At 61.3% G+C, this 18,988-nt stretch carries 14 protein-coding genes; 7 read left to right on the forward strand and 7 right to left on the reverse strand.

Features of this window, described 5'->3' with window-relative positions; genetic code table 11:
• The 4 genes from glgX to treY are packed head-to-tail and all read left to right on the forward strand — an operon-like array spanning position 1 to position 8,481.
• A complete protein-coding gene (glgX, locus tag ACLKMW_RS07495; RefSeq protein WP_415723783.1) occupies positions 1 to 2,085 on the forward strand; it encodes a glycogen debranching protein GlgX in 2,085 nt (694 codons plus the stop codon).
• Positions 2,082 to 3,911 carry a malto-oligosyltrehalose trehalohydrolase gene (gene treZ / locus ACLKMW_RS07500; RefSeq protein WP_415723784.1) on the forward strand — a complete coding sequence of 610 codons (1,830 nt, stop codon included), beginning with the start codon at positions 2,082 to 2,084 and terminating at the stop codon, positions 3,909 to 3,911. Before glgX ends, treZ begins: the two co-directional genes overlap by 4 nt.
• A 2-nt stretch (positions 3,912 to 3,913) precedes the next feature.
• Positions 3,914 to 5,809, forward strand: a complete 1,896-nt coding sequence (malQ, locus tag ACLKMW_RS07505; protein WP_415723785.1) for a 4-alpha-glucanotransferase — start codon at positions 3,914 to 3,916, stop codon at positions 5,807 to 5,809.
• On the forward strand, positions 5,806 to 8,481 hold the full coding sequence (gene treY, locus ACLKMW_RS07510) for a malto-oligosyltrehalose synthase (RefSeq protein WP_415723786.1): 2,676 nt from the start codon (positions 5,806 to 5,808) through the stop codon (positions 8,479 to 8,481). The genes malQ and treY overlap by 4 nt, the downstream gene beginning before the upstream one ends.
• Before the next feature lie 8 nt (positions 8,482 to 8,489).
• On the opposite strand, the gene ACLKMW_RS07515 is transcribed toward treY, so the two are convergent.
• Positions 8,490 to 8,780 carry a DUF2934 domain-containing protein gene (locus ACLKMW_RS07515; RefSeq protein WP_415723787.1) on the reverse strand — a complete coding sequence of 97 codons (291 nt, stop codon included), beginning with the start codon at positions 8,778 to 8,780 and terminating at the stop codon, positions 8,490 to 8,492.
• Positions 8,781 to 9,295: 515 nt separating this feature from the next.
• Between ACLKMW_RS07515 and ACLKMW_RS07520 the strand changes: the two genes are divergently transcribed.
• Positions 9,296 to 9,520: a hypothetical protein gene (locus tag ACLKMW_RS07520; RefSeq protein WP_415723788.1), complete on the forward strand. Its 225-nt coding sequence runs from the start codon at positions 9,296 to 9,298 to the stop codon at positions 9,518 to 9,520.
• 73 nt (positions 9,521 to 9,593) lie between these two features.
• Entirely contained in the window at positions 9,594 to 10,793 is a 1,200-nt protein-coding gene (locus ACLKMW_RS07525) for a glycosyltransferase family 87 protein (protein ID WP_415723789.1), read from the forward strand.
• Here ACLKMW_RS07525 and ACLKMW_RS07530 read toward each other — a convergent pair.
• From ACLKMW_RS07530 to ACLKMW_RS07555, 6 genes are all read right to left on the reverse strand, one after another.
• Positions 10,703 to 12,364, reverse strand: coding sequence for a hypothetical protein (locus tag ACLKMW_RS07530; RefSeq protein ID WP_415723790.1), 1,662 nt, complete (start codon positions 12,362 to 12,364; stop codon positions 10,703 to 10,705). The genes ACLKMW_RS07525 and ACLKMW_RS07530 overlap by 91 nt on opposite strands.
• A gap of 92 nt (positions 12,365 to 12,456) precedes the next feature.
• Positions 12,457 to 13,902 carry a hypothetical protein gene (locus ACLKMW_RS07535; protein WP_415723791.1) on the reverse strand — a complete coding sequence of 482 codons (1,446 nt, stop codon included), beginning with the start codon at positions 13,900 to 13,902 and terminating at the stop codon, positions 12,457 to 12,459.
• Positions 13,903 to 14,113: 211 nt separating this feature from the next.
• The gene (locus ACLKMW_RS07540) at positions 14,114 to 14,863 is read right to left on the reverse strand and encodes an SDR family oxidoreductase (RefSeq protein WP_415723792.1); all 750 of its coding nucleotides are present in this window, start codon (positions 14,861 to 14,863) and stop codon (positions 14,114 to 14,116) included.
• Positions 14,860 to 16,191: an FAD-binding protein gene (locus tag ACLKMW_RS07545; RefSeq protein ID WP_415723793.1), complete on the reverse strand. Its 1,332-nt coding sequence runs from the start codon at positions 16,189 to 16,191 to the stop codon at positions 14,860 to 14,862. The genes ACLKMW_RS07540 and ACLKMW_RS07545 overlap by 4 nt, the downstream gene beginning before the upstream one ends.
• Positions 16,191 to 16,589, reverse strand: a complete 399-nt coding sequence (locus tag ACLKMW_RS07550) for a GtrA family protein (RefSeq protein ID WP_415723794.1) — start codon at positions 16,587 to 16,589, stop codon at positions 16,191 to 16,193. The genes ACLKMW_RS07545 and ACLKMW_RS07550 overlap by 1 nt, the downstream gene beginning before the upstream one ends.
• A 58-nt stretch (positions 16,590 to 16,647) precedes the next feature.
• Complete coding sequence (locus ACLKMW_RS07555) at positions 16,648 to 18,069, reverse strand: UbiA family prenyltransferase (RefSeq protein ID WP_415723795.1); 1,422 nt, start codon at positions 18,067 to 18,069, stop codon at positions 16,648 to 16,650.
• A 601-nt stretch (positions 18,070 to 18,670) separates the two neighbouring features.
• On the opposite strand from ACLKMW_RS07555, the gene ACLKMW_RS07560 reads away from it, so the two are divergent.
• On the forward strand, positions 18,671 to 18,988 hold the full coding sequence (locus tag ACLKMW_RS07560) for a hypothetical protein (protein ID WP_415723796.1): 318 nt from the start codon (positions 18,671 to 18,673) through the stop codon (positions 18,986 to 18,988).

An 18,988-nucleotide genomic window follows, 5' to 3' on the forward strand; every position in this document is an offset into this window, starting at 1 on the left:
ATGACGAACAGGTTTCGCGTTTCGCATGGCTCTTCCTTCCCGCTCGGGGCGCGATGGGATGGCTCGGGCGTCAATTTCGCCCTGTTTTCAGCCAACGCGACCAAAGTCGAACTGTGCCTGTTCGACAACAATGGCAAGCGGGAGCTGGAGCGGGTTACGCTCCCGGAATATACCGATGAGGTCTGGCACGGCTACCTGCCGGATGTCCGACCGGGGCAGCTTTACGGCTATCGGGTCCATGGACCCTACGCGCCCGAGGCTGGGCACCGCTTCAATCACAACAAGCTTCTGCTCGATCCATACGCCCTCGAACTGCGCGGTGAGATAAAGTGGCACAATGCTGCGTTCGGCTATCGCGTCGGAAGCAGCCGCGCCGATCTCTCCTTCGACAAGCGCGACTCGGCACCTGTCCTGCCCAAATGTGTCGTCGTCGATCCGGCCGTAACCTGGGGGGCCGATCTTCGGCCACAGGTGCCCTGGGCACACACGATCATCTACGAAGCTCACGTGAAGGGGATGACGGCATTGCACGACGACATCCCGACACAGCTACGCGGCACGTTCGGCGGCCTCGCCGACCCGCGCGTGATCGACCATTTCGTGAAGCTGGGCGTCACATCCGTCGAGCTCATGCCAAGCCAGGCGTTCTTCGACGACCGTCATCTGATCGAGCGTGGCCTGAAGAATTATTGGGGCTACAACACCATTGGCTTCTTCGCGCCGGCGCCTAGATACATCTCTCCCGGCAGCGGCATCCACGAATTCAAACTGCTTGTCCGGCGGCTGCATGAAGCCGGCATCGAAGTCATTCTCGATGTGGTCTACAACCACACCGCAGAGGGCAACCAGATGGGCCCGACGCTGTCGTTCAAGGGAATAGACAACGCCAGCTACTACGTGCTGGGGGACGACCCCCGCTATTATTTCGACACCACCGGCTGCGGCAACAACGTGAACCTGCGCCACCCGCGGGTGCTTCAGATGGTGATGGATTCCTTGCGCTACTGGGTCGAGGATTGCCACGTCGACGGGTTCCGCTTCGACCTTGCCAGCACGCTTGGGCGCGACCGGGCGGCATTCGATCACCACGCCGTGTTCTTCGAAGCCATTCGTCAGGACCCGGTGCTGCAAAAGGTCAAGCTGATCGCCGAACCCTGGGACACCGGGCCGGACGGCTATCAGCTCGGCAATTTCCCGCCGGGCTGGGCCGAATGGAACGACAATTTCAGGGACACCGTCCGCGCATTCTGGAAGGGTGATAACGGCATCGCGCCGGATCTGGCGAGCAATTTGCTCGGCTCGGCGGACCGCTTCGACAAGCGCGGGCGGCGGCCATGGGCAAGCGTCAACTTCATCACTGCGCATGACGGATTCACACTGTCCGACGTGGTCAGCTTCAATGACAAGCACAACGAGGCGAATGGCGAGCAGAACCGCGACGGCCATTCGCACAATCTGAGCTGGAACTGCGGGGTGGAAGGCGCAACCGACGATGCGGCGGTGCTCGATCTGCGCGATCGCATGCGGCGAGCTCTTGCCGCCACCATGCTGCTCTCGCAAGGCACGCCGATGGTCCTGATGGGAGACGAGGTCGGCCGAAGCCAGAACGGCAACAACAATTCCTATTGCCAGGACAACGAAATGAACTGGCTACCGTGGAGCGGGATAGACGAACGCGACGAGGACTTTTGCGCATTCCTGTGCGGTGTAATCCGCATCCGGCGCTCGCGGCCCCTGTTGAGACAATGGAACTTCCTGCATGCCGAACCGGTCGGCGAGACGGGGCTCGTCGACATCAAATGGCTGCGGCCGGACAGCGAGTTCATGCAGCCGGGCGACTGGCAGGCACCCGACACCCGAGCCTTCGCCATGCATCTGGCCGGGGAGGAAGGAGAATTGCTGGCGCTGTTCAATACCCATCATGAAGCCATCCCCTTCAGCCTGTCTGGCGGACAGGAGATGCAATGGCGGGTTTTGATCGACACCGCTGCCGCGATCGCGGACGAAGCGGCCGAAAGAACTGCTGAGCAAGGCTCGTACAACGTCGAGGCGCGCTCGGTCGTTCTTTTGGAGCACTGGGAATGAATGCTCTCGGCTCGCCGAATGAGTCCCGCGCCTTTCCAAGATCCTGGGGCGCCGAGTTTGTGCACGCAGGCGAGGTGCGATTTCGCGTCTGGGCGCCAGGCGCGAAAAGCCTGGCGCTGCGGCTCGGCGGCGCCGACACGCCCATGACGCGCGACGATGACGGGTGGTTCGAACTCATGGCCTCCGGCGTGGATGCCGGCGCGCCCTATTGCTTCGTGCTGCCCGACCTGACCGTCGTTCCCGATCCGGCTGCCCGTGCGCAGACGGGCGATGTTCATGGCCCGTCGATCGTCGTGGACCCGACCCACTATCCCTGGAAGGACGTGGAATGGGGTGGTCGTCCGTGGGAAGAGGCGGTCATCTACGAATTGCATGTCGGCACATTTACGGCTGAAGGCACGTTCAGTGCTGCCATTGAAAGGCTCCCGTATCTCGCCGACCTTGGTGTGACGGCAGTCGAGATTATGCCGGTCGCCCAGTTCGCCGGCGAGCGCGGATGGGGATACGACGGCGTGCTCCTTTATGCGCCGCATCGCGCCTATGGCTCGCCGGAAGACATGAAGACCTTCATCGACGCCGCGCATGCGCATGGTCTGATGGTGCTGCTCGACGTCGTCTACAATCACTTCGGACCGGATGGGAACTACCTCTCGAACCTCGCACCGGCGTTTTTCCATCCCGAACGCCACACCCCGTGGGGAAGCGCGATCGCCTACGAGAAAGCGCCGGTCAGGCGGTTTTTCGTCGAGAACGCGCTTTACTGGCTGGAGGAATTCCATCTCGACGGACTGCGGTTTGACGCCATCGACCAGATCAGGGATCCGGATTCGGCAACCGAGCTTCTGGTCGAGATCGCGGAGCTTGTCAGAGCGGAGTTTCCGGGCCGGCACATTCATCTGACGACCGAGGACAATCGCAATGCCACCCATCTGCACCAGCGCAACAAGGACGGACGGCCGCTCCGCTACACGGCGGAATGGAATGACGATTTCCACAACGCCGCACATGTCCTCGCGACTGGGGAAACCGATGGCTACTATGAGGATTTCGCCGACCATCCGGCAGGCAAGCTGGCACGGGCGCTCGCCGAAGGCTTCGTTTATCAAGGCCAACCGTCGGCGCATGGCGGTGGCCTGCCGCGTGGCGAACCGTGCCGGCATTTGCCGCCGTCGGTCTTCATAGACTTTCTCCAGAACCATGACCAGGTCGGCAACCGGGCACTGGGCGAGCGCCTTTCCATGCTTGCGGATGAGCCCCTTCGCCGGGTGCTTTCGGCTGTCCTGCTGCTGTCGCCGCATATCCCCCTTCTGTTCATGGGCGAGGAATTTGGAGAGACGCGGCCCTTTTACTTCTTCACCGATTTCCAGGGCGAACTTGCCGCCGCTGTTTGCGACGGTCGGCGCCTGGAGTTCGCGAAATTCGCGGCATTCGCAAACGCGCCCGAGCGGGTACCCGACCCCAATGCGGAAGCCACCTTCGAACAGTCGAAGATCGACTGGAAGGCGCTGGAGACTGAAAACGGCCATGAATGGCTCGCCTTCACCCGGAAACTGCTCAAGCTGCGCCGGCTACATATCGTCCCGCTGTTGGGCCGCGCGAGCGGGAATGCCGGCCGAATTCTTGAAGCGGAGGAAGGCATCGTTGCCGTTGACTGGAATTTTGCAAAAGGCCGCCTTCAGATGCGCGCCAACTTCACGGCAGAGGAAAAGGCGTCGCCAAAATTTGCAGGGAATCTGATTTTTGCCGAGTCCGAAGATGCGGCTCGGGCACTCAGGGATGGAAGGCTTCCAGGCCGATCCATCGTGGTTGCCATCGAGGGCACTTGAACATGAGCTCGCCGCAACTCGATGAATTGGCGCGGCGCTATGGCATTGCGCGGGTGCTCGACGGTTTCGCCGGAAGGCAAGCGGTGTCGGATGAAACGACAGTCAGGATCCTGGCTTCTCTCGGAATCGCAGCCGATTCCGACGCGGCAATCGCAGCGAGCCTAGTGCAAGCCGAGGGACTTGAACCACCCACCCTGCGAGCCGCGGCAGGAAAACGCTGTTACCTGCCCGAGTGGCTCGAAAACGGGAAAGCCTGGGGTATCTCGCTTCAGCTTTACGAGCTTCGGTCCCGCCGCAACTGGGGCATTGGCGACTTCGCCGATCTTGCCGAGTTCTGCCGCATTGCGGCTAGGGCCGGCGCCGACTTCGTCGGCATAAATCCGCTCCACGCCTTGTTCGTCTCGGATGCCAACCGGTGCAGCCCCTTCTCGCCTTCCAACAGGTTGTTCCTCAATCCGCTCTACATCGCGGTGGATCACGTGCCTGGTTATGAGCCAAGCCAGAGCGACAACGATGCCGCTGAGAAGCTGCGCAATTGCGAATTGGTCGACTATGCCGGTGTCGCCAATCTCAAGATCGGCGCGCTGCGCCGTGTTTGGCAGTGCTGGCGGCAGGACGCTGAGCAGAGGCCCTCCCCGTTTTCCGCCGAAGATTTCCGTGAATTCCGAAAACACTCCGGCGAGGCGCTGTGGCGCCACGCATTGTTCGAAGCCATTTCTGCAGCAATGGTGGCCAGGAACGGAAGCTCCGGCTGGAAAGGCTGGCCAGAGCAATTCCGCAGCGTGGACAGCCCGTCCGTGCAAGCCTTCGCCGAAGCCAGTGAAGACGAAATCCTGTTTCATGCCTGGCTACAATGGATAGCTCGGACCCAGTTGGCGCAGGGTGCGGCCACAGCGCGCCGTGCCGGATTGCGGATCGGCCTCTATCTGGATTTCGCCGTGGGCGAGACACCGGATGGATCGGCGAGCTGGAGCGACCCGAGCCTCTCTGTCCCCGGGATGAGCATCGGCGCCCCGCCCGACATGTTTACGGCGGAAGGACAGGATTGGGGGCTCGCGCCGACGTCGCCGCTCGCGATGACAAGAACGGATTTCTCTCTTTGCCGGCAGATGAATGACACCTTGATGCGGCACGCTGGCGCGCTTCGTGTCGACCATGCAATGTCGCTATGGCAGCTCTTCTTCGTCCCGGAAGGCGGGCGGCCCGACCAGGGGGCATATGTTCGTTATCCCGTCGAACGGTTGCTTGCCCTGCTGGCCGAGCAATCGCAACAGCATCGGACGATCGTGATCGGCGAGGATCTGGGCCATGTGCCGCCGGGATTCCGCGAGGTGATGCGAGAGACGACGATCCTGTCATACCGCATCCTGTACTTCGAAAAGCAGGACGAAGACTTCATAGCGGCCGGTGCCTATCCGCGCCTGGCGCTTGCCTGCCTCTCGACCCACGATCTCCCGACACTGAACGGCTGGTGGCGCGGCGACGATATCGACCTGCGGCTGGAGCATGGGTTCATCGATGAAGCCGCCGCCGCCACGCAGCGCTCGGCGAGGACAAGCGAGCGCGATGCGATCATCCGTTCGATGTTGGATACAGGCGCGTTGCCGGAATACGATTTCCCCGTAGTGCAGGCAGCCGCAAGCAACCCTGCGGCGCCTCTGCCGGCCGCGCTTGTCGTGGCCGCCCATCGTTTCGTGGCAAAGACCCCTTGCGTGCTCGCCGGTGTCCGGCTCGCCGATCTGACCGGCGAACGCCGGCCCACCAATCTGCCGGGCACGACCGACAGCTATCCGAACTGGCGCCTCAAATCATCGGTGGCACTGGAAGACCTGCCGGACAGTGCACTTTTCCGCGCGATCACCGAAGCCGTGGCCACCGAGCGGCCGAGGGCACAATGATGCTGCCCCGGGCAACCTATCGCCTGCAGTTCCGCGACGGAATGGATTTCGATCGCGCGGTCTCGGCGGTGCCTTATCTCAAACGCCTCGGCATCAGCCATCTCTACGCCTCACCTATCTTCAAGGCCACGACCGGTTCGACGCATGGCTACGACGTCGTCGATCACTACGCGATCGATCCGGTTCTCGGCGGACGCGAAGGGTTCGAGCGTCTGAGCACCGCCTTGAGGCAGGCGGGACTGGGACTGATCCTCGATATCGTGCCCAACCACATGGCAGCGTCGCTTGAGAACGACTGGTGGCGCGACGTGGTCGAGTGGGGCGAGCAGAGCGCGTTCCGGAACCACTTCGATATCGACTGGCGCGAGCGGCTGACGCTCCCGGTTCTTGGCCGCACCTACCAGGAGGCGCTTGCCGCAAACGAACTGTCCGTTCGGCTGGACCGGCGGCGGGGCGGGCTCGCGCTCGTCTATTTCGACAACAGCCTGCCGCTGCATCCACGGAGCTATTCCGGCATTCTTTCCCGAGTGGACGACCCGCTTGCCGCGGAAATCGTTCAGCATGCATCGATGGCGACACCGGGCAGCGCGGCAGCCATGCACGGCCGGATTGCGGCGCTGCTTTCCGACGAGGGGCCAAGACTGCGCCTGGAGAAGACGCTTGCGCAGCTTTCCGGGGATCCGCAGTTCATCGACCAAGTTCACGACGCACAGCCATGGCGACTTGTTTTCTGGAAGGACGCCAAAAAACATCTGAGCTATCGGCGCTTCTTCGAAGTCACCGGCCTCGTCGGCGTTCGGGTAGAGGACGACACGGTCTTCGACGATGTCCACCGGCTGATCCTGGAGCTGGTGCGATCCGGCCGGGCGGACGGGTTGAGAGTCGATCATGTCGACGGGCTGGCCGACCCGAAAGCCCATCTTGACCGGCTACGGGAGGAAGTCGGCCCCGACGTCTATCTCGTCGTCGAGAAGATACTGGTCGGCGATGAGAAGCTGCCGACGGACTGGCCGATACAAGGCACGACCGGCTACGAGTTTATCGCCAGCATGGCCGGCTTTTTTGTGGACAGCGCAAAAGCGGCCGAGCTTGATCGGGTCTACGCCCGTTGCGCGGGCGTGACCGCCGATCTCGAGGCCGAGCGGCGTGCCGCCAGGCGCCTCATGGTGCGCGACAATTTCGAGACCGAGTTGACCGCGCTGACGAACCTCGCAAGCGAGTTGGCCGCATCTATCGGCAGGCCGTTGCCGCCGGATCTGGTCGCGCAGGCTATCGGCGAGCTGATCGTGGAGTTTCCAATCTATCGGACTTACGGAACCGACAGCGGCATGCCCCAGCGTGACCGCGATTTACTCAGCGCAGTTGCGGAAGAGGTGCGCGCGACGGGTGAGAATGTCGGCGAAGCGGCGCTTGATTTCGTGCTCCGGCTGCTGACCGGAGAGTTTGCGGAAGGAGGGGCGGCGCGGGCATCCGACTTCAGGACGCGATTCCAGCAGTTGACCGGTCCGGTCATGGCGAAGTCAGTCGAGGACACGCTGTTCTATCGGTATAACCGGCTGATCGCGCTGAACGAGGTAGGCGGCGAGCCTGTCACGGCCGGCTCACTCACGGACTTCCACGCCAGGATGGCCGATCAACGCCGGCTTCACCCGGACGGAATGCTGGCCACCTCGACCCATGACACCAAACGCGGCGAAGATGCACGGGCGCGGCTCTATGCGTTGAGCGAAGCGCCCGAAATCTGGGGAAGTGCGGTCGAGCGATGGCGGGCGCTGCACGTTTCCCGCATCAAGCAGCTTGACGATGGCCCGGCACCGGAGCCGGAAACGGAATGGCTGCTTTACCAGGCGTTGGCCGGCGTTTGGCCGGCAGAGCTGAGCACCGGCAATGCCGCAGCTTTGGGCGTGTTGTCGAAGAGGTTTGCCGGCTATGTCGAGAAAGCGCTGCGAGAAGCGAAGCTGCGAACCGCCTGGACCGAACCGAACGAACCATATGAGGCGGCGGTGAACGACTATGCTTCACGCATGCTGTCACCGGACAACCGCGCTTTCCTGGACGATTTTTCAGCGACGCTGCAACCGTTCATCCGCGTTGGTGCCCTGAACAGTCTTGCCCAGACCCTGATCAAGATGACAGCACCGGGCATTCCCGACATCTATCAGGGAACGGAAATTTCGGATTTGAGCCTGGTCGATCCGGACAACCGTCGTGCGGTCGATTTCGAGATGCTTGCAACGCGCTTGACCTCCTCAGAACCATTTTTCTCCGAAAACAACATCCTCGACGGTACGGCGAAGCAGCGGTTGATCGCGGACTGCCTGAAATTTCGTGCCTCACATCAAGATCTTTTCGCGCGGGGTTCATATGTGCCGTTGCAGGTTTCCGGCGAAAGGAGCGACAATCTTGTCGCCTTCATGCGAGTTCTCGGTGATGACCTCGCAATAGTCGCAGTTCCGCGACTAATCTTTCCGCTTTGCGAGCACACGCTGAGGTGGGACGATTCCGAATTCTGGTTGCGGACCCACATTGGAATGCCTGTGGGCTGCGAAGATCGCGCGCTTTATAACCTTTTCACAGGCGAGCGCTTCAAGATCGCGGACCGGCTCCTGGCCGCCGCCGATCTCTTCGGGGCATCCCCGATAACGATGCTCGTTAGCCGAAAGCGGGGCTGATTGTTCGCTTACTTTTTTGTCGTGCGCTTCGGCTTTCCGGCAGCTTGGCCCGACGGAGCGCCTTTCTCGGCGTTGCGGGAACCCGTTCTCCCGGCCCGACGCCCGCTTGTAAGGCTTCCGCCTGGCAGATCTGCGTCCAGCCCGGATTCGGCCGGGCCGGTTTGTCCCACCGCGTCTTCTTCCTCAATCTCCCGCATTGCCTGTCGCCAATGGCGCTCATGGTCACCCTCGGGACGGCCCTCACGTTCCCAAATCTCGTGCGCACGCGTTCTTATCCGCTCTTCCTTCCCTGTATCCATCAGGCGCTCCTTTCTTTACTCCTCCCGTTGATCTGACGGACGCCACCCTTTTTACGTGATTGCCGGCGAACATGAACACCTCGCTGAGGTGTCATCGACGTTCATGTCTACGCGATAGCACCACCGGCAAGGCCTTACTGGACGGCAATCCGGAAGCATCGCTGTCGATGACATTCTGTCCCTTCAGCAAACGAATGATGGCATCGACCGAGCCGGGTTCCGAAAGCACCGGTTTGCTGCGAGAACGCCACAGTATCAATGATAAGAACCGAGCAATCGACCTCAAGGGATCCTCCTGACATCGGCCCGAACAACCCCGAGGAAACTTTGTTCCAAGCGGCGGGCGGGCGATCGAGCGTGTCGACGCGCCAATCCTTTCTTTGTGGCAAGGTCTGCATTCTCGGGAACATTCAAGCCAATGGCGTGTTAGGCGGCGGATTCCGTAAGCTGCGCGATCATGCACAGCGGCAAGACATGGGTCGGAGTCTCACTGCGGCGAAACCCGAGGGACGGCGATGTTAACCGATTGGGATCAGATCGCGCTGGCCGAAGCAATCGCCGATTTGCTTGTACTTTTCGAACAGCCGAGTTGTCGTTGGGATTCGAGCGGCGCAGATGACGCGATCCGCCAGCTTCACGATGTGACGGCGCGTGATCCCGAGCTAAGTTCCCCAGCCAGCATCAAGGATGTTCTTTCGATCCTTAGTCGTCTTTCTGGAGCCGCGTCGTTGGACTCCTGACCGCCGACGATAACGGCGCCGTTCGCTCAGTGTCCTTCGGCGAGGAAGGACGTGCCACCAAGCTGATAGCAGGATGAGATTTCTCGACGTCACTTCCGTGGTTTCCCGCTCCAACGCTGCGAGTCACGAGGGCAATTCAGGCGTGTTGCGGCTTGCCGTCACCCTGGCCTTGGCGTTGGCAGCGTCGTGGGCAATCGCCACCGAGCTTCCCCGCCTCGTTTCGGCTCATGCATTGTGGGATTTCGGTGCATTCATCGCGTCAGGGCGGGCGGCTGCGCAAGGCCTCGATCCTTACGGAATTTACCCGCCCCTCACACCACACGTGGTCGTCCCCGGGTTCGAGACCTGGAACCCGAACCTGAACCCACCCATTTCCGCGCTGCTTTTCCAACTCTTCGACATTGCCGAACCGCGCACCTCGCTTTGGGTCTGGCTGGGCATTTCGATCGCGTGCTACACGGCGGCGGTTGTGCTGCTTGTGCAGCGCTACACGCGTGGCATGGAAGCCATCCTTGTCGGCATATGGGCTTTCGGCCTCGCCGGCTTCCTGGATGCGCTCTATCTGGGCCAGATCTATCTGCCCTTCGTGCTCGCGGCGGTCGGGGCATGGTTGCTCCTGGAGCGCGGCGAGAATTTCTGGTCCGGAATCCTGATCGGCCTGCTGGTCGCCATGAAGCCTAATTTTCTCGTCTGGCCGACCCTTCTTTTCCTGTCCGGCCATCGGGTTTCGCCACTCATCTCCTTTGTCACGGCGGCTGCGATCAGCGCCGTCCCCCTGGCGGTATTCGGACCGGACATCTATTGGCGGTGGTTGACGATAGTCGCTTCCGACGGGGAGCGGGCCTATTTCCTGACGAACGCGTCCTTTGCCGGCTTGGCTGCGCGCATTGGCATGCCTGCAGCAGGTGTGGTGCTCAGTGGCCTGCTTCTCGCTGGCCTGGCGGCCTGGGCATATTGGCGGCGCCCTACGGTCATCCGGGCAAGCAGTTTTGGCCTTCTTGCCGCTGTGCTCGCTTCACCGCTGGGATGGATTCACTACACTCTGTTTCTTCTTCCTGTTCTTCTACGATACTGGCGCCGCAGCCCGACATGGCTTGTCGCGGCGCTGCTGATCATTCCGGCGCCATATATCATCTCACAGTTCGGAGAGCCGGTCTGGGTCGAGTTTACCGTCGGCTCCGCCTATGGGTGGGCGCTGGTTCTTTTTCTGGTTGTATTGATAGCTGACGAGTGGCGCGGCGCGGCATCCACGCCCGATGATTTCGCGAGATAGATCCGCCAGAAAGCGGTCTCGCGCGCCAGTTGGTAGTGAGCGGCGATATAAGCCCCATAGATTTGCCACATGCCGTTTGCGGTACGCCGCTCCAGCGGGGATTTCGGCTCCATGACAATCTGCACGTCAGCGAAAATCTCCTCTGGTGGGAAGTTCTGCCCGTTGAGGGTTCGACCCCAATGGTACCAGGTGCTGTCGCCCCGCGGCGGCTGCAGGCCGAGGCCCGCCGAGAATGGGCCGACGAAATCCAGCACCATGACCCGGTTCGGATCGGGCAGACTGGCAAGCGCCCCTGCCCCGTCTCGCAAAGTTTCAATGTACCGGGTGAAACGCGGATATGCCCCATCGCTCCACATTCGAGCTAGTCTGATCCCTTCGAAGTTCCGCAAAGGGATCTCGTCGCCCTGCCGGCTTGCCGCCAGCCCGGTGTGCAATCCGAGCGAAAGCCCGTTCTGCACCGAGGCCGGCAGGATAAGCACCAGCAGCAAGAGCGGCAGTCCGGGAGCGAAAGCGTTCCAGCGGTTCCTCTCGGTCTGCCGCGCACGAGCCAATGCTTCGGCTGCAACGGCGGCGCCGGCAGCAAGGGTCGGGATTGCCGCAGCCTGGAAGTTCTGCTCGATAAGCAGGACGCCTGTAGCCGCGCAGAAGCCCACAAACAGCAGATCGCCCAAACGTTTCCTGCCGACGACAAGCAAGAGAACGAAGATGCAGTAGACAAGGACATCGGCGAAATTCCGCAGGACGGTTAGAACGAGCGCTCGAAAGCTCGGCAAGCCGCCGCTCACCCGTGCTGCAAGCCTGAGATCCGAGACATGGCTAGCGGTGCCGCCCCACGCAAGCTCTACCAGAACACCGGCGACGAGGCAGGTGAGGATTGCGGGCATCGCCCATCCGCGCCCTCGCCTGTCAAGCAGCATCAATGCAAGGAAGGCCAAAGCGACAACGCCATAGGTAGCCTTCAGGTAGAGCATCAGGAGCACAAGAAAGGCTCCGCAGAGGACATCGAGCCCGGTCTGTCTGCGGCTCGGTGTCGCCGGCGGCAGGTACATCACGAGCAGAAGGCCTAGCGCAGACCACCCGACCCGGTTGTAGAACATGGCGAAGGAGAGATCGGTGATCCTTTCACCGGAATTCACCGGTGCGGCTGCAATGAGGAGCAGGAACAACGCGAGTGGGAGGCCGATGGCCGGCCGCATCCTTGTGCCGACCACATGAGCCGCAATCAGCGCCAGCGCGAGGACGACCAGCCCCATTCCGACCGGCATGGCGGCTGCTAAACTGCCGGAAAGACCGTATCCGGCAGCGGGTATGTAGTAGGCCAGCGGCCCGAGCGAACTGTGGAAATCCACATTCGGAACCTGACCCGCCGCGATTCGATATGCACCGTCGAGGAAGACGAACAGGTCATTCAGATATTTGGTTGTGACCGTCTGACCGGGCGCCGCCAGAAGAACTGCAAGCACCATTCCGAAGCAGACGATCAGCGCGGGGACCGGCATCCGCAGCCGACGTGGAAGTCGATCGGCATCGGTCGTTTCGGCCAGGCCGGGTTCCGGGACTCTTTGCAGCATTCAGCCAGTCCCCTCAAAGCCTGGAGAGGACCCGAACAGGAACCGGGAGACTGGATGTGAGCCGATCCGGGCAGATGACGTCTTGAGCCAGTTCATCTCCGAGAGTTCTCCGCGGCAACTGGCTGTGAAGCCGCTCCGTTCTGCTCCGCAGATTCAACGTCGCGCCGGTGAATTCGCCAATGTTCGGTTTCGCCCACGCGCCGGAAGTTCCGGGCCACATAAGGCAGGTAAAGCTCCGCGGCTGGCCCGCCTTTGCCTCCACTCAGCCGCTCGAGCACGAACTCGACATCCGCCAGCAAAATTTGCGGTGGAACGTAGTGAGCTTCATCGATGGTCGCGCGCCATAGCAGCTCGGGCATGTCGCCGCGCGGAGGCGTCATGTCGAGAGCGGCAGCAAAGGGGTTGGCGCCGCCGAGGACCACTGCGCGCTCAGGGCGAGGCTCGATTTTCGACAGCAAATCCACACCGCCCTGCAGGGTGCCGAGATACCAATTCGCCGTCCGGTAGTCGCGATCAGTCCAGAGATTGACCAGCCCGACAGTATCCATCCGTGGCAGCGGGACAGGTCGCCCGCCGCCGCCCGCCGCTACCGCCGAATGAAGACCAAGAGCAATTGCGCAATGGACCATCGTGGGAAGCACGAGTGCGAGAAAGAACAGTTTGAAGCCTTGCTCGTTTATCCAGTCGCCCTGATTTGATCTTGGAGAGCATTCCAGGCGTCGAAGTGCACGCTCGGCCGCGACAACAGCCGCGGCGTGGATCGAGATGATCCCCCAGCGCTGCACGTTCTGGTTGAGCAGCCAGAAGCCGGCCACCATACAAAAAGTCAGAAACAGCACGTCGCGCATCCCTAGGCCGCGACGGAACGCGAGCGCGGCGATGACGCCAAGCAAGAGGTAGTCGGCAAGGTTGGCGAGAAAGCTTTCGACGAGCTGCCCCCAACTGCCGCGCAGCAAGCCGCCCGCCTCGGCGGCCATCAGGACGTCCCTGCCAAATTCGGCTGAGCCCCTCCAGAAGAGCTCCACGATCGCCGCCGCGGCAAGGACCAGAACAAGCGCTAGCCCAGCCCATCGGTACTGCCGCGCGTCGGTGAGCATGAACAGGAGGAAGCCGAGCGCCACCAGTCCGTAAGTGATCCTGGTGTAGAGCATCAGAAGGGTCAGCAAAGCGGCGCAGGCGGTGTCGAGCGCAAACTGGGTCGAACGAGGACGGGACGGGACAAGGTACATCACCAGCAGGACGGCAATCGCGACCCAGCCGATCCGGTTGTAGAACATGGCAAAGGAAAGCGCCGTGACCGGCTCGCCCAGGTTCATCGGGACCGCCAGTATGAGCAGGAGAAATGCGGCGAACGGCAATGCAAGAAAAGGCCGCAGCCGCGACGTGAGCACGTGCGCCACGACAGGCGACAGCAGGACGAGCAGTAATGCCATGGCCGCCGGAACTGCACCTCCGAAGCTGCCCGAAAGCCAGTAGCCGAAGGCGGGAAGATAGAAGCTCAGCGGCCCGAGCGAGGTATGAAAATCGCGGCTGGGCACCTGCCCCCATGACACGCGATGGACACCATCCAGGATATAGAACAGCTCATCGAGCGACCTGGTCGCGACTGTAGCTCCTGGCAAAGCCAGCAACAGCGCGCATGCGCAGCCGATGGCGATGATCAGGGCGGGTGCGCTCCAGTCCGATTTTAAGGTCGCGACCGTCGCAGATTCCGGCCGATCGTCTCGTTCCAGGAGCTCAGCCGTCATCTCACAGGCCAAGTCTCTTGAAGAGGGGCTCTGGGATTGACGAGATGGCGAACATGACCGGCCGCCAAATGCTTCGCACATAGATGATGTCGCGACCGCGACTGCCTTCCGCGGCAGCGAAGATGGCGCTGCCTACCTCCTCCGGCTCGGCGGTCAGGAAGGGTGGCAGCTTCATGCCGGCGGTCATTCGGGTACGCACAAATCCGGGCTTCACCGTCACAACCCGCAGCCTGGTGGACGACAGGCGATTTCGCAGGCCGGACAGAAAAGCGCTAAAGCCGGCCTTGGAGGCGCCATAGACATAGTTGGAGCCGCGTCCGCGGTCGCCAGCCACCGAACTCACGCCGACGATGGCGCCGCTGCCGCGCGCCAGGAACCGCTCGGCGAGCAGCCCAAGAAGCAGGGATGGACCTTCGAAATTGGTCCGCATGACCATCGAGGCGTGTTTGAGATCCCATTGAGCGCGTTCCTGGTTGCCGAGTTCGCCAACGACGCAGACGACGGTGTCCGGCAGCACCGGAAGATCGTCGACGAAACTTTTGAGCCGCTCCGTGTCAAGAATGTCCAGCGCTTGGATGGACACAGCGTTGGTGCTGCGCGTAGCGATGTCGTCGCGATTGCGGCAAGCAGTTGTTTCGTTGCGTGCGGCAAGAATGATGTTCCATCCCGCCTGCGCGTAAGCGAGGGCGGTCGCGCGACCAATATCGGAAGTCGCCCCGATCAGAAGCAATGTCTTCGGCCGATCCGTCATATTGCCAGCCTCCTCGAGAGTTGCGACGCCAGGCGACCTTCCGCGGAAATCGAGCGGCGGATCTCCTTGAACTCGCCGAGACGCGGGTAGCCCGCTTCAAATGTCCGTGGCGTCTGCCTTGCGTCTTTTGCGAGGTAGAGCCGCCCGCCCGCTGCAGCAACGATCCGGTCGATGTCGTCGAGTAGCGCGAAAACGTCGTCGGCGACCTGAAGGTCGAGCGCCAGCGTGTAGCCTTCCATCGGAAACGACAGGACACCCTTGCTCCGGCCCATTTTCTTGAGGACGGCAAGGAACGAAGCTTTGCCGGATAGTGTCACTCGCTCGAGAATCTCTCCCAAGACGGAAGGGGCGGTACCCGTCGGCACGACACATTGGTGCTGAACGAAGCCGCGGCGACCATAGATCCGGTTCCAGTCATCGACCGCGTCCAAGGGGAAGAAATACGGTTCCCAATGAACCAGGGACGGCTCTTCGGCTCTTCTGGAGCCCGATCGAAAATATATTTCGTTGAAAGCCGCGACGGAGGCTCGATGAAGCATGCAGGCGGGCAGATCAATCGGCACGCGGAGCCGCCTACGCCTGGCTGGAGGGAAAAGTTCTCTCTTCGGCCGAGCCAGCCGGACTTCATCCGCCATCGCGTGTTCGCCCGCGAACACCAGAGATCGGCCGAGGGCCGCTCCGCGCGCCAGGCAATCGATCCACGCAACCGAATAGGTGGCGTTCTGAGACGCATCGAGCGCCTTAAGCGCAGCGGCAAGATCGCCGGCGACGGTGGTCCTTTGCATTATCCAGCCCGTCTCGACCGGCTTCATCGTGAATGTCGCTTCCACGATCACCCCCGTGAGCCCCATCCCTCCGACGGTCGCGTCGAACAATTCACGGTTCTCCCGCGGCGAACAGGTGACGGCTTTCCCGCCAGGTAGAACGAGTTTGAACTCCTGAACGTGATTGCCGAAGCCGCCGTCCCGGTGGTGGTTCTTGCCATGTACGTCCGCGGCGATCATTCCGCCCACCGTGACCAGCTTTGTTCCTGGCACCACCGGCGGAAAGAAGCCTCTCGGCACGAAGGTCTGCAAGACGTCGCCCAGCAGCACCCCGGCTTCGACCGTCAAACAGCCGGTTGCCGGATTGAAGGACTTCATCCGATTGAGACCGCGCGTCGCCAGCGTCGCCCGCTCGCCGATGGCGGCATCGCCATAGGCGCGTCCGTTTCCACGCGCGATCATGGAGGATCGGGAAGCGACAAGCGCCGGGACCTCATCGGGCGCCATGACATTCACCAGTTCGCTCTCGTGACGCGGATAGCGTCCCCAGCCGTGCAACTGCATCACACACGCTCCGGCCGAAACACGAACCGGCGGTCGAGCGCGTATTTCGCCATATAGCCGAGCGAAAGTCCGAGCGCTGCGCCGGTGTATTTTGCGATATCGCTCTGCCAGATGGTCCAGAACGCAAGCTCGAACGTCCAGAACACGAGAGTGGTGACGACGCTGAACAAGGCGTAGAGCGACACCTTGCGGAACTCGTCGCCATGCGACGTGTAGCCGTCGAGGAAAATCCACTTCTTGTCGAGAACGTATTTTACCGCGAAGCCGGTCGCAGTGCCGCCAAGGATGGATAAGGCCAGGGCATGCACCGGCGCGAGTTTCATTATGCCCTCTTGCGTCGCGAGATTGACGAGCACCGAGATGACGGCAAAAAATACATAGCGCACTGCCATGGTCATCAAGAGGCTCCCCCATCCGGACCCGCCCTGGCGATCATTGTCAGGACAATCTCATTCTTCACATCGCGATCACGACCAGGGCGATGATGATGGCCACACTTGCGAGGCTGGCCCGGTCCTTGAGCGCGAAGACGACCGGGTCGTCATGCATGAGTCCGCGCCGCGCCAGCATCAGGGCGCGGGCGATCCAGTAGATGAGTACGGGACCGATCAGCCAGAGGATCTCCGGCCGGCTGTAGAGTTGGTCCACCGTGTCGCTTGAAACGTAGAGGACGAATACCGTCACGGCATTGAAACCCATGGCGGCAGCCAGGGCGGCGACCATTTCGATGTCGCTGTTCTTGTAGTCGCGGCTCGTGATGTCGGGAAGCTTGGCCTCGCGCCGGCCGGCCAGTTCGATATAGCGCTTGATCAGCGCCAGCGACAGGAACCACGCCATGAAGAACGCCAGCAGCCAGACCGAGACGCCGGTGTTCAACGCCACGGCGCCGCCAACCACCCGCGCGGTGTAGAGAGCCGCAAGCGTGATCACATCGACGAGCATCTGTCGCTTGAGGAAAAGTGAGTAGGCGGTCGTCAGGGCGAAGTAGCCGATCAGCACGCCCATGAACGGCAGCGAGATAAGGGCGGCCAGCGAAACCGCTGCCGTGAGCAGCAAGGGAATTGCCAAGAGACCGTGGGAAAGCGGGATGGTGCCGTTCGCCAGGGGACGATGCGACTTCGTGGAATGCCGCCGATCATCCTGCAGGTCGACGAGATCGTTCAATATATAGACGCCCGACGCGCACAGCGAGAAGGCGACGGCGGCGAGAAAAGCCAGAAAGAACGCGTGCAGCTCAAAGACATGGCCCGTCACGAGCGGGACGAACACAAGCGCGTTCTTCGCATATTGATGTACGCGCGCCTGCTTGGCCCATGACTTCAACGTTGGGCGATCGCTGGCCAGGCGCTCGACAACCGGGCACGTGCGCCCGAGCTTGCGGAGCACCCCTGCGGGCGTCCGAATTGCAACGGCGCTTGCAGCTTTCTGCCACACGGGCAGGTCGGCCATATCGTTGCCGATATAGTCGAAATTCCGCTCGCCGAAGGCGTCGACAAGCTTCTGGGCTTTTATCTCGCCGGCACAGTTGGTGGCCGCATCCGTTGCAAACCACCCCGTGAACAGACCAAGGTGGTCCGCGACGCGTCGAACCAGGTATTCATGGCTCGCCGAGGCGATGTATACGGGTCGTCCTTCGCAGCGTGCCTTTTTGATGTATTCCAGGACCTCGCCATCATATGGCAGGACAGCGGGATCGAAGTCCCGCGGCTCCGACAACCGATGCTTCAGTGCCGCTTTTCCCGAGCATAGCGCCCTCGCCATATCGAAAAGGGAATGCGGGCGCTGGCCAAGTTCGGAAAAAGCCGTCTCTATCAACAAGTCGGACTTGACCAGCGTGCCGTCGAGATCGACGACCAACGGCCGGGCCGTGATGTCCATGTTCGCCGGAAGCGTGGTAACCGAAATACCACCCGGCCCAGCATCTCTGAGATATCTCGAGCCACCGCCTTCCGGGCGCCGGAGGTGAAATTCTCTTCGGAGTCGCCTTACGTCCGGATGCGAATAGCTCAACGCGACCTCACTCCCATATCGCGCCACATCGGCGCAAGTCGTGCCCGAACTTGCATGCGGCCCGATTGTTCCGAGCCATGAGGCTGCTCGATTCTCTACTGACGGTGGGCTGGAGGAGGCGGTTCTCCGCTATGCGCTGGGATCATTCGACGGCGCGACAAGCAAGTTATGCAACCTTTCTCGCAGCAACGGTTTGAGCTGCGTGCTTCATCGACGTCGGAGACGGTCGTTGGACAGTGCCTCCAACGCGAATACCGAACCGGTTGCATTTTATTTTTAGAGGTTGCTCGGCGAAAAACCCATTTTTTTCAAGGTTTCCTCGCTAATGCGAGAAAAAACGTGTGCACTGCGGAATCGGTTTTTCTTGACACACACGGGGTTTAGGAAAACATTTCCTCGCAGGCAAATATTTTACCGGGCAAGCAAAACCGATGAGGCTGAAGCACAGTCTCGTGAAGGAGGGGACCCCATGGAAATAGCCCTAGGTAGTCATGCCGAGGAAGCCGAACTAGAGCGACGAATACACAGGATGCACTCACGCGATAAAGCCGGGCTGGTCCTATTCGTTATTGCATTATGGATAACTCTTCTATTCACACTCTTCAGCATATGGTCGTTTATCACAGTTCCAACGATAAAGACCATTCTAATGATTTCCGGTGGATTCGTTCTGCTGCTGAACACAGCGGCAATCGTCGCAATGCTGCGACACTACAGTGAAGACCGGCACTTCATCTACGGACTTGACCTGAAGCATCTCGATGAGATGCGCAAGCGGCGGGGTTGA

Origin of the sequence: Borborobacter xinjiangensis, assembly GCF_047739745.1 — a bacterium.
Taxonomy (GTDB): Bacteria; Pseudomonadota; Alphaproteobacteria; order Rhizobiales; family Rhizobiaceae; genus Pseudaminobacter.

What these genes read in the sequence shown, in the direction of transcription:
- ACLKMW_RS07560 (WP_415723796.1), top strand. Translation starts at nt 18,671, where the DNA reads ATGGAAATAGCCCTAGGTAGTCATGCCGAGGAAGCCGAACTAGAGCGA.
- ACLKMW_RS07530 (WP_415723790.1), bottom strand. Translation starts at nt 12,364, where the DNA reads ATGCTGCAAAGAGTCCCGGAACCCGGCCTGGCCGAAACGACCGATGCC.
- ACLKMW_RS07545 (WP_415723793.1), bottom strand. Translation starts at nt 16,191, where the DNA reads ATGCAGTTGCACGGCTGGGGACGCTATCCGCGTCACGAGAGCGAACTG.
- ACLKMW_RS07520 (WP_415723788.1), top strand. Translation starts at nt 9,296, where the DNA reads ATGTTAACCGATTGGGATCAGATCGCGCTGGCCGAAGCAATCGCCGAT.
- ACLKMW_RS07550 (WP_415723794.1), bottom strand. Translation starts at nt 16,589, where the DNA reads ATGACCATGGCAGTGCGCTATGTATTTTTTGCCGTCATCTCGGTGCTC.
- ACLKMW_RS07555 (WP_415723795.1), bottom strand. Translation starts at nt 18,069, where the DNA reads ATGGACATCACGGCCCGGCCGTTGGTCGTCGATCTCGACGGCACGCTG.
- ACLKMW_RS07515 (WP_415723787.1), bottom strand. Translation starts at nt 8,780, where the DNA reads ATGGATACAGGGAAGGAAGAGCGGATAAGAACGCGTGCGCACGAGATT.
- glgX (WP_415723783.1), top strand. Translation starts at nt 1, where the DNA reads ATGACGAACAGGTTTCGCGTTTCGCATGGCTCTTCCTTCCCGCTCGGG.
- malQ (WP_415723785.1), top strand. Translation starts at nt 3,914, where the DNA reads ATGAGCTCGCCGCAACTCGATGAATTGGCGCGGCGCTATGGCATTGCG.
- ACLKMW_RS07540 (WP_415723792.1), bottom strand. Translation starts at nt 14,863, where the DNA reads ATGACGGATCGGCCGAAGACATTGCTTCTGATCGGGGCGACTTCCGAT.
- treY (WP_415723786.1), top strand. Translation starts at nt 5,806, where the DNA reads ATGATGCTGCCCCGGGCAACCTATCGCCTGCAGTTCCGCGACGGAATG.
- ACLKMW_RS07525 (WP_415723789.1), top strand. Translation starts at nt 9,594, where the DNA reads ATGAGATTTCTCGACGTCACTTCCGTGGTTTCCCGCTCCAACGCTGCG.
- treZ (WP_415723784.1), top strand. Translation starts at nt 2,082, where the DNA reads ATGAATGCTCTCGGCTCGCCGAATGAGTCCCGCGCCTTTCCAAGATCC.